This window comes from Pengzhenrongella sicca (genome assembly GCF_017569225.1).
GTDB classification, from domain to species: Bacteria; Actinomycetota; Actinomycetes; order Actinomycetales; family Cellulomonadaceae; genus Pengzhenrongella; species Pengzhenrongella sicca.
The window spans coordinates 1,655,561-1,668,541 of record NZ_CP071868.1 but is presented as its reverse complement, the minus strand read 5'-3'; the positions used below and the strand labels follow the sequence as shown (position 1 = coordinate 1,668,541).

General features: G+C 73.8%; 11 protein-coding genes. 1 reads left to right on the top strand and 10 read right to left on the bottom strand.

Translation table 11 applies throughout. The annotated features are described in order from the left end of the window. Positions 1-24: 24 nt before the first annotated feature. Complete coding sequence (locus tag J4E96_RS07600) at positions 25-1,860, bottom strand: ABC transporter ATP-binding protein (protein WP_227425152.1); 1,836 nt, start codon at positions 1,858-1,860, stop codon at positions 25-27. Then, positions 1,857-3,710 (bottom strand): ABC transporter ATP-binding protein, encoded by a 1,854-nt coding sequence (locus J4E96_RS07595; protein ID WP_227425702.1) that lies wholly within the window; start codon positions 3,708-3,710, stop codon positions 1,857-1,859. The genes J4E96_RS07600 and J4E96_RS07595 overlap by 4 nt, the downstream gene beginning before the upstream one ends. Positions 3,711-3,869: 159 nt before the next feature. Here J4E96_RS07595 and J4E96_RS07590 point away from each other — a divergent pair, with 159 nt between their 5' ends. Next, a complete protein-coding gene (locus J4E96_RS07590) occupies positions 3,870-4,514 on the top strand; it encodes a TIGR03085 family metal-binding protein (protein ID WP_227425151.1) in 645 nt (214 codons plus the stop codon). A 4-nt stretch (positions 4,515-4,518) separates the two neighbouring features. Here the strand turns inward: J4E96_RS07590 and hisF are convergent, their stop codons facing one another. The 8 genes from hisF to arc form a co-directional block, all read right to left on the bottom strand. Beyond that, the gene (gene hisF / locus J4E96_RS07585) at positions 4,519-5,289 is read right to left on the bottom strand and encodes an imidazole glycerol phosphate synthase subunit HisF (protein ID WP_227425150.1); all 771 of its coding nucleotides are present in this window, start codon (positions 5,287-5,289) and stop codon (positions 4,519-4,521) included. Continuing rightward, on the bottom strand, positions 5,290-6,192 hold the full coding sequence (locus J4E96_RS07580; RefSeq protein WP_227425149.1) for an FKBP-type peptidyl-prolyl cis-trans isomerase: 903 nt from the start codon (positions 6,190-6,192) through the stop codon (positions 5,290-5,292). It lies immediately after the preceding gene. Between the two features lie 71 nt (positions 6,193-6,263). After that, complete coding sequence (gene pafA, locus J4E96_RS07575; protein ID WP_227425148.1) at positions 6,264-7,625, bottom strand: Pup--protein ligase; 1,362 nt, start codon at positions 7,623-7,625, stop codon at positions 6,264-6,266. Between the two features lie 18 nt (positions 7,626-7,643). Next, positions 7,644-8,345, bottom strand: coding sequence for a proteasome subunit alpha (gene prcA, locus J4E96_RS07570; RefSeq protein WP_227425147.1), 702 nt, complete (start codon positions 8,343-8,345; stop codon positions 7,644-7,646). Beyond that, positions 8,342-9,196 (bottom strand): proteasome subunit beta, encoded by an 855-nt coding sequence (gene prcB / locus J4E96_RS07565; protein WP_227425146.1) that lies wholly within the window; start codon positions 9,194-9,196, stop codon positions 8,342-8,344. The genes prcA and prcB overlap by 4 nt, the downstream gene beginning before the upstream one ends. 7 nt (positions 9,197-9,203) lie before the next feature. Then, positions 9,204-9,395, bottom strand: a complete 192-nt coding sequence (locus J4E96_RS07560) for a ubiquitin-like protein Pup (protein WP_227425145.1) — start codon at positions 9,393-9,395, stop codon at positions 9,204-9,206. A 105-nt stretch (positions 9,396-9,500) separates the two neighbouring features. Next, entirely contained in the window at positions 9,501-11,186 is a 1,686-nt protein-coding gene (gene dop / locus J4E96_RS07555; protein ID WP_319637766.1) for a depupylase/deamidase Dop, read from the bottom strand. An 83-nt stretch (positions 11,187-11,269) separates the two neighbouring features. Next, positions 11,270-12,910 carry a proteasome ATPase gene (arc, locus tag J4E96_RS07550; RefSeq protein WP_227425144.1) on the bottom strand — a complete coding sequence of 547 codons (1,641 nt, stop codon included), beginning with the start codon at positions 12,908-12,910 and terminating at the stop codon, positions 11,270-11,272. Positions 12,911-12,981 lie beyond the last annotated feature (71 nt).

The window sequence follows — 12,981 nt, the reverse complement described above, 5'->3', positions numbered from 1 at the left end:
CCACCCATTCGGCCCGGGCGGGGGTCAGCGGGTCTGGGCGACCCACGACTCGTGCATCGACGCGTAGACGCCGGCGCCCGCGACGAGCTCGGCGTGCGTGCCCGTCTCGACCACGACGCCCTCGTCCACGACGAGCACCAGGTCCGCGGCCTCGGCGGTCGAGAGCCGGTGGGCGATCGTCAGCGTGCTGCGGCCGGCGGTCAGCGAGTCGAGCGCGCGCGCGATCCGCACCTCCGCGGCGGGGTCGACGGCGGACGTCGCCTCGTCGAGCACGAGCAGGTCAGCCTCCGCGAGGTAGGCGCGGGCGAGCGCGACGAGCTGGCGCTCCCCCGCCGACAGCGCCTCGCCGCGCTGGCCGACGTCGGTCGCGAGCCCGCCCGGCAGCTCGTCGAGCCACGGCGCCAGGCCGAGCTCGACGAGCGCCGCCCGCACCCGCCGGTCGCGGGCCTCGGGCTCGAGCGCCGGGCTGTCGGCAGCGGCCCGGATCCCGTACGCGATGTTGTCGGCGAGCGTGCCCTCGAACAGGAAGCCCTCCTGCGGGACGAGCACGACGCGCCGGCGCAGGCTCGCGAGCGACAGGTCGCGCAGGTCGACGCCGTCGAGCAGCACCTGCCCGGCGCTCGGGTCCATCAGCCGGACGACGAGCTTCGCGATCGTCGTCTTGCCGGAGCCGGTCGCGCCGACGACCGCGACCGAGGTCCGGGCCGGGATCGTCAGGTCGACACCGTGCAGGACGGGCGCGCCGCCCGGGTACGCGAACCGGACGCCGCGCAGCTCGACCGTGGCCGGTCCGCGCGGCGTCTGCACCCCGGCCGGGCCCGGGTCGACGACCTCGACCGGCGTCTCGAGCACGGCGAGCACGCGCCGCCAGCCCGCGACGGCGTTCTGCAGCTCGTTGAGGATCTCGGTCGCCATCTGGACCGGCCCGGTGAACAGCTGCACGAGGAACAGGAACGCGAGCAGCCGGCCCGCGGTGATGTCGCCCTCGATGCCGAGCCGGGTGCCGACCACAACGACGGCGCACAGCACGAGGTTCGAGACGAGCACCCCGCTGGAGAACACGACCGAGACGAGCTTCTGGGCGTGCACCATCGCGTCCCGCGTCGACCGGATGGACCCGTCGATGCGGCGCTGGACCCGGCCGGCCACGCCGTAGGCGCGGATCGTCTCGGCCCCGACCACGGCCTCCGAGATCGCGCCGAGCATCGCGCCGACCCGCTCGCGCACGCGCGTGTAGGCGGCGTTGACGGCCCCCTGCGCCGGGCGCAGCGCGAGGAAGAGCGGGACGAAGCACGCCCACACCAGCAGCGTGAGCTGCCACGAGTACACGGCCATCAGCGCGGTCGCGACGCCGATCTGCAGCACCGAGACGAGCAGCATGATGCCGCCCCACTGCACGAACAGCGAGATCGTGTCGACGTCGGAGGTCACCCGCGACACGAGCGAACCGCGCCGCTCGGTGTTCTGGGTGAGCACCGACAGGTCGTGCACGTGCCGGAAGGCGCGCACGCGCAGCGAGGCGAGGCCGGCCTCGGTCGACCGGAACAGCCGCACGTTGACGAACGCCGAGCACGCGGCGGCGCCGAGCAGCACGAACGCCGCGGCGCTCACGAGGGTGACGACGCGCCGGACGTCCGGGCCGCCCGGCGCGAGGATCCCGGAGTCCACGGTCTGCTGGACCGCGATCGGGACGACGACGCGGCCGATCGCCGCCAGCACCGCGAGCAGCCCCGTGAGCGCCGCGCCCTGGACCATCTCCGGCGAGACGGCGATCCCGCGGCGCAGGGTCGCGAAGACCCCGAGCTCGCTCGTCGCCTCGATCCGGGCGCCGGCGGCCTGGCCCGATCGCCGCGGGCTCATCGGCTGCTCACCTCGTCCGGGTCCGCGGTCGCCTCGTCCGCGGCCTCAGCCGCGCGCCGCTCGGTCTCCTGCTCGTACGCGGTCGCCAGGGCGGCGTAGCCCGGGTCCCGCGCGAGCAGCTCCGCGTGCGACCCGCGGTCGACGATCCGGCCCGACTCGAGGTGAATCACCTCGTCCGCGAGGAGCACCGACGACATCCGGTACGCGACCATGAGCACGGTCGGGCCGCCATCACCGCCGGCACCGTCCTGGGCACCGTCAGCGCGAGGGGCCGGCGTGCGCAGCCCGGTGAGGATCTGCTGCTCGATGCGCGGGTCCACGGCCGAGGTCGCGTCGTCGAGCACGAGCAGCCGCGGGCGGCGCACGAGCGCGCGCGCGAGGGCGAGCCGCTGGCGCTGGCCGCCGGAAAGGTTGGCGCCGCGCTCGCCGAGCGCGGCGTCGAGCCCGCCGGGCAGCGCGGCGACGACGCCGTCCACGTGCGCAAGCCGGAGCGCGGCCCAGACGGCGGCGTCGTCGGGCGCGGCGACGTCGTCGGCGTCCGCGAGGGTCACGTTCGCGCGGACCGTGTCCTCGAACAGGAACGTCGACTGGGCCACGAGCGCGACGCGGCGGGCCAGGTCGGCGGGCACGACGTCGCGCACGTCGATCCCCGCGAGCCGCACGTGCCCGGTCGTCGGGTCGGACAGCCGGCTCAGCAGCGAGACGAGGGTGGTCTTGCCCGCGCCGGTCGGCCCGACCAGCGCGACGGTGCGCCCCGGCGCGAGGTCGAGGTCGATGTCGCGCACGAGGGTGACGGGCCCGTTCGCGGTCGCCACGGCCACGCCGACGTCGCGCAGCTCGACCCGGATCCCCCGCCCGGCGGCGTCCGCCGCCGGCAGCGGCCGGGTGCCGGGCGTGAGCTCGCCGCGCGCGTCGAGCACCCGGGCGATCCGCTCGTAGCCGACGAGCGACCGCGGCAGCTCGCCCAGCACCCAGCCGAACGCGCGGACCGGCACTGCGAGCAGCGTCAGGAGGTAGGCGGCGGAGACGACGTCCCCGGTCCCGATCGCGTCGGCCTGCACGCGGACCGTGCCGACGAGCAGCACGAGCAGCGCCCCGAGGCCGGGCAGCACGTCGATGGCGGGGTCGAAGACGGCGCGCACCTGCCCGACCCGCACGTTGGCGTGGCGCAGCTGCTCGGCGCGGGCCGCGAACCGGCGCTGCTCACGGTCCGCGGTGCCGAGCGACTTCACGAGCAGCGCGGCCTCGAAGCTCTCGTGCGCGACGTCGGAGACCTCGGCGCGCAGCTGCTGCGCGCGCGTGATGGCGGGCGACATCGACCGTTGGAAGACGAGGTTCGCGGCCACGGCGACGGGCAGGACCGCGAGCGCCGCGAGCGCGAGCCACAGGTCCGTGCGCAGCAGCGCGACCGCCGCGACGGCGATCATCACGGCTACCCCGAGGGCGAAGGGCAGCGGGTTGAACACGCCCGTCGCCGCCTCGACGTCCGAGTTCGCGTTCGAGAGCAGCTGCCCGGTGGGGTGCTGGCGGTGCCACGACATCGGCAGCCGCAGGTATTGACGGGTCACCCGCGTGCGGTGGCCCGCCTGGAGGTCCGCGTACCCGATCCCGGCGAACACGCGGCGCAGGGCGACGCTCACGCCCAGGGTCACCGCGACCCCGGCGAGCGCGAGGCCGGCGAGCGGCAAGCGGTCGCGCGCGACGCCGGACCCCGCGAGCGCCGGCACGATGACGTCATCGGTGATCGCGCCGAGCACCTGGCTGACCGCCACGGTCACGGCGCCGAAGACGGCGGAGACGCCGATGGCCACGAGGTAGGTGCGCGGCTCCGCCGCGATGCCGCGGACCATCACCTGGACCGATCGCCGCGCCACCGATCCGGTGAGCGCGTACGTGGAACGGCCGGACTGCGAGCGCGCGGGCACATCGATCCTTCGCAGTCGGTGGCAGGGATCCGGCGATCCTCTCACGCATGCCGCGGTCCGGCGGGGCGTGCGACCATCGTGGGCATGAGTTGGCACGAGCACGAGCGGTCCGCCCTGGTGCAGGCACTGACCGAGGCAAGCCCCGCGGCGCCGACCCTGTGCGAGGGGTGGCAGGCGCGCCACCTGGCCGCCCACGTCGTGCTCCGGGAGAACGCGCCGCTCGTCGCCGCCGGGGTCGCGGTCCCCCTGCTGTCCGGCCGCACCGAGCGCGCCATCGGCGCCCTGGCGGACTCGGCCGTCGAGCCGGCCGGGTACGCCGACCTGATCGCGCGCGTCGCCGCGGGCCCGCCGCGGTGGCAGCCGATGAGCTGGGCAGGCGACGCCGGCAACCTGCTCGAGTTCTTCGTGCACACCGAGGACGTCCGCCGCGGCGCCGGCGCCGCCGGCCCCCGCACCCTGGACCCGGCGCTCACCGCCGAGCTGTGGCATCAGCTGGTGCGCACCGCCGCGCTGATGTACCGCGGCGCCCGGGTCGGCGTCGTGCTGGTCGTCCCCGGCGGTCCGCGGCGCGAGGTGCGGCGCCCGCGCGGACGCGCCGGCACCGTCGTCGTGCGCGGCGAGGTCGGCGAGGTGATCCTGCACGCGTTCGGCCGCACTGCCGCGGCCCGCGTGCACGTGCTCGGCGACCCGGTCGACGTGACGGCGCTGGCCGAGGCGACGGCCAGCTGACCGCCTAGCGCACGACGATCCCCGCGGCGCGCAGGTGCGCCTTGACCTGGCCGACGGTCAGCGCGCCGAAGTGGAACACGCTCGCGGCGAGCACCGCGTCGGCGCCCGCCCGGGCAGCCTCGACGAAGTGCTCCGGCGTCCCGGCGCCGCCGCTCGCGATGAGCGGGACGCCGACCTCGGCGCGCACCGCGCGGAGCATCTCGAGGTCGAAGCCGCCCGTCGTGCCGTCGGCGTCCATCGAGTTGAGGAGGATCTCGCCGACGCCCAGCCGCGCGCCCCGCGCAGCCCACTCGACGGCGTCGATCCCGGTGCCCCGCCTGCCCCCGTGCGTCGTGACCTCGTAGCCCGACTCCGTGCGCGTGTCGCCGCTCACGCGCCGCGCGTCGACCGAGAGCACGAGCACCTGGCTCCCGAACCGGTCCGCGATCTCGGCGATGAGCTCGGGGCGCGCGATCGCGGCCGTGTTGACCCCCACCTTGTCCGCGCCCGCGCGCAGCAGCTTGTCGACGTCCGCGGGGCTGCGCACCCCGCCGCCGACCGTCAGCGGCACGAAGATCTCCTCCGCGGTGCGGCGCACCACGTCGTACGTGGTCTCGCGGTCGCCTGACGACGCCGAGACGTCGAGGAACGTGACCTCGTCGGCGCCCTCGCCGTCGTAGCGGCGCGCGAGCTCGACGGGATCGCCCGCGTCGCGAAGGTTCTCGAAGTTGACGCCCTTGACGACCCGGCCGGAGTCGACGTCGAGGCACGGGATGACGCGCAGCGCGAGGCCCATCTAGCCGGCCTCGCCGGTCGGCGTGGGCGTCGCCTCGGCGGCCGCGGCCGCGTCCGCGTCCGCGGGGTTGCTCGCGGCGAGCAGGTCGACGACGAGCACCAGCGTGTCGGTCTCGGCGCCGACGGCGCCCCCGCTCGCCGGCGGGATCACCAGCATCACCTGGCTGCCGACCGTCTGCTCGACCAGCCCCTCGGCGAGGCCGGGCAGCACCCCGGCGCCGAGGTCGAACGACATCGGCCCCGCCTGGGTCCAGCTCGAGTCGTAGACGGAGCCGTCCAGCCACCGCACCCCGGCGAACTGGACCGTCACGGTCGCGCCCTCCTCGACCTGCACGCCGTCGCCCTTGATGAGCGCCTGGACCACGAGGCTGCTCGGGGGCTCGCCCTGTGGCGCGGCGATGGTCGGCTCGCCGTCCTGCGCGAGCGTCACGGGCGGCAGGCCCTCGCGCGGCGGGACCGCCTCGCCCGCGGCGCGGGTCGGCAGGACGTCGACCACCATGACGGACGCGAAGCTCGAGGTGTCCGACGTCGCGGGCAGCAGCAGGAGGATGCGCGCGCCCACCGACTCGCCCGAGAGCGCGTCGTACAGATCCTCGCTGAGGATCTCGGGGGTCATCGTGAACGGCTTCGGGACGGTGGTGTACGTCTCCTCGACGAGCGACCCGTCGGTCGCCTTCTCGAGCCGGTAGTCGAGCAGCACGGGGCCGTCGTCCTCGAGCTTCGGCCCGTCGCCGGCCCACACGAGCTCAGCGTCCGCCGTCGTGATGTCCAGCGGCGCCGTGTAGTCGAGCACCGGCTCGGCAGTCGCGTCCCCGGTGACCCGCACCTGGGGTGCGGGCGCGTCGGGCGTGCACCCGGCGAGCATCAACACGGCCGCAAGGGTCGCGACCAGCAGTCGTCGCACGTCAAGCCTTTCGTCGGGCGGAGATTCGCCCGGCTCACTCTACGGGGCGCGCACCGCCGCGGGCCGGGGCCTCACATCGACTCGATGAGCCGTTCGACGCGCTCGTCGACGCTGCGGAACGGGTCCTTGCACAGGACTGTGCGCTGCGCCTGGTCGTTGAGCTTGAGGTGCACCCAGTCCACGGTGTAGTCGCGGCGGGCCTCCTGGGCGCGCCGGACGAAGTCGCCGCGCAGCTTGGCTCGCGTCGTCTGCGGGGGAATCGCCGTGGCCTCGAAGACCTCGAGATCGGTCGTGACCCGCTCGACCATGCCGCGCGCGGCGAGCAGGTTGTACAGCCCCTCGGTCCGGGAGATGTCGTGATAGGCGAGGTCGAGCCGCGCGATCCGCGGGTCCGACAGCTCGAGCCCGTGCTTGTCGCGGTAGCGCTCGAGGATCCGCCACTTGATCACCCAGTCGAGCTCCCGGTCGACGAGCGTCAGGTCGCCGGTGCGCAGCGCGAGCAGCCCGCGCTCCCACAGGTCGATGACCTGCTTGACCGCCGGCGTCGCGTCCAGGTTGACCGCGAGGAACTCCTTCGCGCGGGTCAGGTACTCCTCCTGCAGGTCGACGGCCGTGGCGGTGCGCCCGCTCGCGAGCTGGACGACGTGCAGGCCCGTCATGTCGTGGCTGATCTCGCGGATCGCCCGGATCGGGTTCTCGAGCGCCATGTCCCGCATCGGCACCCCGGCCTCGACCATGCGCAGGATCAGGTCGGTCGCGCCGACCTTGAGCATCGTCGTCGGCTCGGCCATCGACGAGTCCCCGACGATCACGTGCAGGCGGCGGAAGTGCTCGGCGTCGGCGTGCGGCTCGTCGCGCGTGTTGATGATCGGCCGCGACCGCGTCGTCGCGCTGGAGACCGCCTCCCAGATGTGGTCGGCGCGCTGCGACAGGCAGTACGTCGCCCCGCGCGGCGTGGCCAGCACCTTGCCCGCGCCCGTGAGCACCTGCCGGCTGATGAAGAACGGGACCAGCACGTCCGCGAGGTGCCCGAAGTCCCCCTGGCGGCGCACCAGGTAGTTCTCGTGGCACCCGTAGGAGTTGCCGGCGGAGTCGGTGTTGTTCTTGAACAGGTGGATCCGCCCGGGCAGCCCCTCGTGCACGAGCCGCTGCTGCGCGTCCGCGACCAGGCCCTCCAGGATCCGCTCGCCGCCGCGGTCGTGGGCGACGAGCTGGCGCACGTCGTCGCACTCGGCCGTCGCGTACTCCGGGTGCGAGCCGACGTCGAGGTAAAGCCGGGAGCCGTTCTTCAGGAAGACGTTCGACGACCTGCCCCAGGCGACCACCTTGCGGAACAGGTACCGCGCGACCTCGTCCGCGGACAGCCCGCGGCCGTCGTCGGCCGCGCACGTCACCCCGTACTCGGTCTCGAGACCAAAGATTCTGCGGTCCATCGTCTCCCCCCTCTCCGCCTAGGCCGGTTCGTCCCCGAGCAGGTCCCCGAGCTGCGCCGCCGGCAGGCGCCGGAACGCTCGCCGGGGACGCGTCCGGTCCAGCACCGCGACTTCGAGCTGGCCCGCCGGGATCGCCCGCGGCTCGCCCTCAGCCTGCGCCCCCAGGGCCCGGACCGCCAGCCCCAAGACCGAGGCCAGGTCGAGGCCGGGGGTCCACTCGTCCGCCAGCAGGGTCCCGAGCCGCTCGGCGTGCCCGCCCATCGCGACGTAGCCGTGCTCGTCCGCGACCGAGCCGTCGTAGGACAGCCGGTACAGCTGGTCGTGCGCCTCGTCGTCGCCGACCTCGGCGACGACGACCTCCACCTCGAGCGGCTTCGACTCGGTCGTGAAGACCGTGCCGAGCGTCTGCGCGTAGGCGTTGGCGAGCCCGCGGGCGTTGACGTCGGCCCGGTCGTAGGAGTACCCGCGCAGGTCGGCGTAGCGGACCCCGGCGACGCGCAGGTTCTCGAACTCGTTGTACTTGCCCACGGCCGCGAACGCGATCCGGTCGTAGATCTCCGAGATCTTGTGCAGCGAGCGCGACGGGTTCTCGGTCGCGAAGGCGATGCCGCCGGCGTAGCCGAGCACGACGACGGAGCGCCCGCGCGCGATGCCCTTGCGGGCGTAGTCCGCCCGGTCCTTCATCAGCTGCTCGGGCGAGACGTAGAACGGCATGCTCATCGCGGGCCCCCGTCCTCGATCGATGCGGCGGCGCCGCGTGCGTGCTCGGTCCGGCGGCGCTCCGCGAGCGCGTCGACCATCTCGCCGAGCGGCCCGTCCCCGACGCGGGCGTACCCCGCGGCGGTCACGATCGCGACGACCGGCCAGATCCGGCGCACCGAGTCGGGGCCGCCGGTCGCCGAGTCGTCGTCGGCCGCGTCGACGAGCGCCTCGAGCGCGACCCGGACCGCGCCGTCGGCGTCGAGGCCCGGGTGCCAACGCTTCTTGAGCGACCCGCGCGCGAAGACCGAGCCCGACCCGACGCTGTGGTGCTCGTGCTCCTCGTAGCGCCCGCCCGTGACGTCGAACGAGAAGATCCGCCCGACCTGACGGTCGACGTCGAAGCCGGCGAACAGGGGGACCACGGCGAGCCCCTGCATGGCCAGGCCAAGGTTGGACCGGATCATCGTCGAGAGGCGGTTCGCCTTGCCGTCGAGCGAGAGCAGCGCGCCCTCGATCTTCTCGTAGTGCTCGAGCTCGAGCTGGAACAGCCGCACCATCTCGACCGCGAGACCTGCCGCGCCGGCGATGCCGACCGCGGAGAACTCGTCGGCGGGGAAGACCTTCTCGATCTCGCGGCTCGCGATCATCGAGCCCGCGGTCGCGCGCCGGTCCCCCGCCATCACGACCCCGCCGCCGAACGCGAGCGCGACGATCGTCGTGGCGTGCGGGGCGACCGGCACGTCGCCGGCGGGCAGCGGGCGGCCGCTCGGCAGCAGGTCGGGGGCGTAGTCACGCAGGAAGTCGACGAACGACGGCGAGCCGGGCGTCGTGAAGGCGCGCGGGAGCCGACCGTGGGAGTCCGGGCTCATCGAGACGTCACTGCCCGCCCTTCTGCACGAACCCTCGGACGAACTGCTCGGAGTTCGTCTCGAGCACCTCGTCGATCTCCTCGAGCAGCGCGTCCACCTCGGCATCGCGCGCCTGCGCCGACGGGACGGCGGGCGCAGCGGGCTCCGGCGCATCCTCGTCGTCGGACCGATGCGCGTGCGCGTGTTCCTGACCAGCCATGGCGATCTCCTCGGCTCGACGTGTCCTACCGCTTCAGCCTAGGCCCTGGCCCGCGCGGCGCCGGGGCGAACGCGCCCGGGCCCGCGCCCGGGCGCGTCGTCGCCCTCAGGTGGCCGCGAGCGCCTCGAGCAGGCTGCGCGCGTCCGGGCTGCGGTCGAGCAGGGACCCGACGTGCTCGCGGGTGCCCCGCAGGGGGTCGCGCATCGGCACGCGCTGCAACGTCGGGGCGCCCGGCACGTCGAAGACGATGGAGTCCCAGCTCGCGGCCGAGATGTGGCTCGCGTACCGCGCGAGCGCCTCGCCGCGGAAGTACGCGCGGGTGTCCGCCGGCGGGTGCACCGCCGCCCGCTCGGCCGAGTCGTCGTCGATCAGCGACTCGATCGCACCCGCCTCGAGCAGCCGGAAGTACAGGCCGCGCTCGGGACGCAGGTCGGACCACTGCAGGTCGACGGCCGCGAGCCGCGGGTGGTCCCAGGCGAGGTGGTCTCGGCGGCGCAGGCCCTCGAGCACCCGCAGCTTGGCGAGCCACTCGACCTCGCGCGCGCAGCTCGCCGGGTCGGTCGCGAGGCGCTCGAGCACGCTGGCCCAGCGCGCCAGGACGTCCGCCGTCTCCGCATCCAGCGCGTCCGGGGCGTCCGGGGCGTCCGGCGCGGCGGAGGCCGACGACGCGGCGAGGCCGAGCGCCGAGCGCACCGCGGCGAGGTACTCGAGCTGCACCTCGATCGCGGTCAGCCGCCGCCCGTCGGCGAGCTCGAGCTTCTCAGTCAGGGTCAGGTCGTGGCTGACGGTGTGCACCGCGGCGACGGGGTCCGCCAGGGCGAGCCGGTCGATCGCGACGAGGGCGGCCGCGGCGGCGGGCCCGCCGGCGCCGACCAGGCACTGCTCGACGAGCCAGAGCACGAGCGACGTCGTGCCGAGCTTGAGGTAGGTCGCGGGCTGCACGAGGTTCGCGTCGCCGATGATGACGTGCAGGCGCCGCCACCGGGTCGGGTCGGCGTGCGGCTCGTCGCGCGTGTTGACGATCGGGCGCCGCAGGGTCGTCTCCAGCCCGACTTCCGCCTCGATGTAGTCGGCCCGCTGCGAGAGCTGGAATCCCGGCGTCTCGCCGCGCTGGCCGAGGCCGACCCGACCCGCGCCCGTGAACACCTGGCGCGTGACGAGGAACGGGGTGATGCGGCGCGCCAGGTCGGCGAACGGCACGTCGCGCTCGACGAGGTAGTTCTCGTGCGTGCCGTACGTCGCCCCCTTGCCGTCGACGTTGTTCTTGTACAGCGCGACGTCGGGCAGGCCCGGGTTCTGCGCGATCGTCCGCACGCAGGCGAGCATGACGAGCTCCCCGGCGCGGTCCCAGCGCACGGCGTCGAGCGGGCCGGTGACCTCGGGCGAGGAGTACTCGGGGTGCGCGTGGTCGACGTACAGCCGCGCGCCGTTGGTGAGGATCACGTTGGCGGCGCTCGGGTCGTCGTACTCCTCGACCACCGGCCGGGCGAGCTCCTGCAGCCGCTCGGCCCCGCCGTCGGCGGGATCGGCGTCGACCGCCGGGGCCGGGTGCGCCGGGTCGTCCGTGAGCATCGACGGGTGGGCGGCGGCGCGCTGCAGCCGGAAGCCGCGCGCGTCGTGCAGCGGGTCCTCGTCGTCGTAGTCCCAGCGGGCGCGCGTGCGCGAACCCACGCGCGCGGGCACGTGCGCCGCGACGACGTACGACGACAGGAGCATCGGGTTCGCCATCGGCCGCCCCGGCTGGAGGATCCCGTACTCGGTCTCGATACCCATCACGCGGCGCACTGTCACGCGGCCACCCTAGTTCGCCGGGGCAGCCGTTCGGCGGTCGACTGCTCCACCGGCCGACCGCCCCGACTCCCGCGACCGCTCGGCTACAGGTACTGGCCGGTGCTCGTGACCGTCTCGATGGTGCGCGAGGAGTCGGAGCCCTTCTTGCTCGTGACGATCGTGCGGATGAACACGATGCGCTCGCCCTTCTTGCCCGAGATGCGCGCCCAGTCGTCGGGGTTGGTCGTGTTCGGCAGGTCCTCGTTCTCCTTGAACTCGTCGACGCACGCCGAGAGCAGGTGATCGACGCGCAGGCCGCGCTGGCCCGAGGCGAGCAGGGCCTTGATCGCGGACTTCTTGGCGCGGTCCACGACGTTCTGGATCATCGCGCCGGAGTTGAAGTCCTTGAAGAACAGCACCTCCTTGTCGCCCGAGGCGTACGTGACCTCGAGGAACCGGTTCTCCTCGGTCTCCGAGTACATCCGCTCGACGACGCGCTCGATCATCGCCTCGACCACGAGCTGGGGGTCGTTGCCGTGCTCGGCGAGGTCGTCGGCGTGGATCGGGAGGTTGGGCGTGAGGTACTTCGCGAAGATCTCCTTCGCCCCCTCGGCGTCCGGCCGCTCGATCTTGATCTTCACGTCGAGGCGCCCGGGGCGCAGGATCGCCGGGTCGATCATGTCCTCGCGGTTGGACGCGCCGATCACGATGACGTTGTCGAGCCGCTCCACGCCGTCGATCTCCGAGAGCAGCTGGGGCACGATCGTCGTCTCGACGTCGCTCGAGACGCCCGTCCCGCGGGTGCGGAACAGCGACTCCATCTCGTCGAAGAACACAACCACGGGCGACCCCTCGGAGGCCTTCTCCCGGGCCCGGGCGAAGATCAGCCGGATGTGCCGCTCGGTCTCCCCCACGTACTTGTTCAGCAGCTCGGGGCCCTTGACGTTGAGGAAGTAGCTCTTGGCCGTGCCGGGGTCCTCGCCGCGCGCCGTCGCCGCCGTCGCGGCGAGCGAGTGCGCGACGGCCTTCGCGATGAGGGTCTTCCCGCAGCCGGGCGGGCCGTACAGCAGGACGCCCTTCGGCGGCTTCAGACCGTGCTCGCGGAACAGCTCGGGGTGCAGGAACGGCAGCTCGACGGCGTCGCGGATCTGCTCGATCTGCGGCCCGAGCCCACCGATGTCGGTGTAGTCGATGTCCGGGACCTCTTCGAGGACGAGCTCCTCGACCTCCGAGCGCGGGATGCGCTCGAACACGAAGCCGCTGCGCGGATCGATCGTCAGCGCGTCGCCGACCCGGACGGTGTGCTCCAGAAGCTGGCCGGCGAGCCGGACCACCCGCTCCTCGTCGGAGCGGCCGATGACCAGCGCGCGGTCGCCCTCGAGCAGCTCCTTGACCGTCACGAGCTCGCCGACCGGCTCGTAGCCGCCGACCTCGACGACCGTCAGGGCCTCGTTGAGCATGACCTCCTGCCCGGGGCGCAGGTGCGTCAGGTCGAGCGCCGGGCTCGCGCTCACGTGCATCTTGCGGCCGGCCGACATGATGTCGACCGTGCCGTCGGGGCGCGCCGCGAGGAAGATCGCGTAGGTCCCGGGGGGTTTGGCCAGCTCGTCGAGCTGGGTCTTGAGGTCCACGATCTGGTCGCGCGCCGCGACGAGGGCATCCGACATGCGCGCGTTCTTGGCCGTGAGCGCGGCAAGCTGGCGCTCGAGCTCACGGTACTGGGAGTAACCGGGCGATTCGGTCATTGCAGACCCCCTCGTGCGTTGTGGGTCTTGAGGTCGGCCGCGGACGGCTGCCGACTTCCCTACTGAAGACC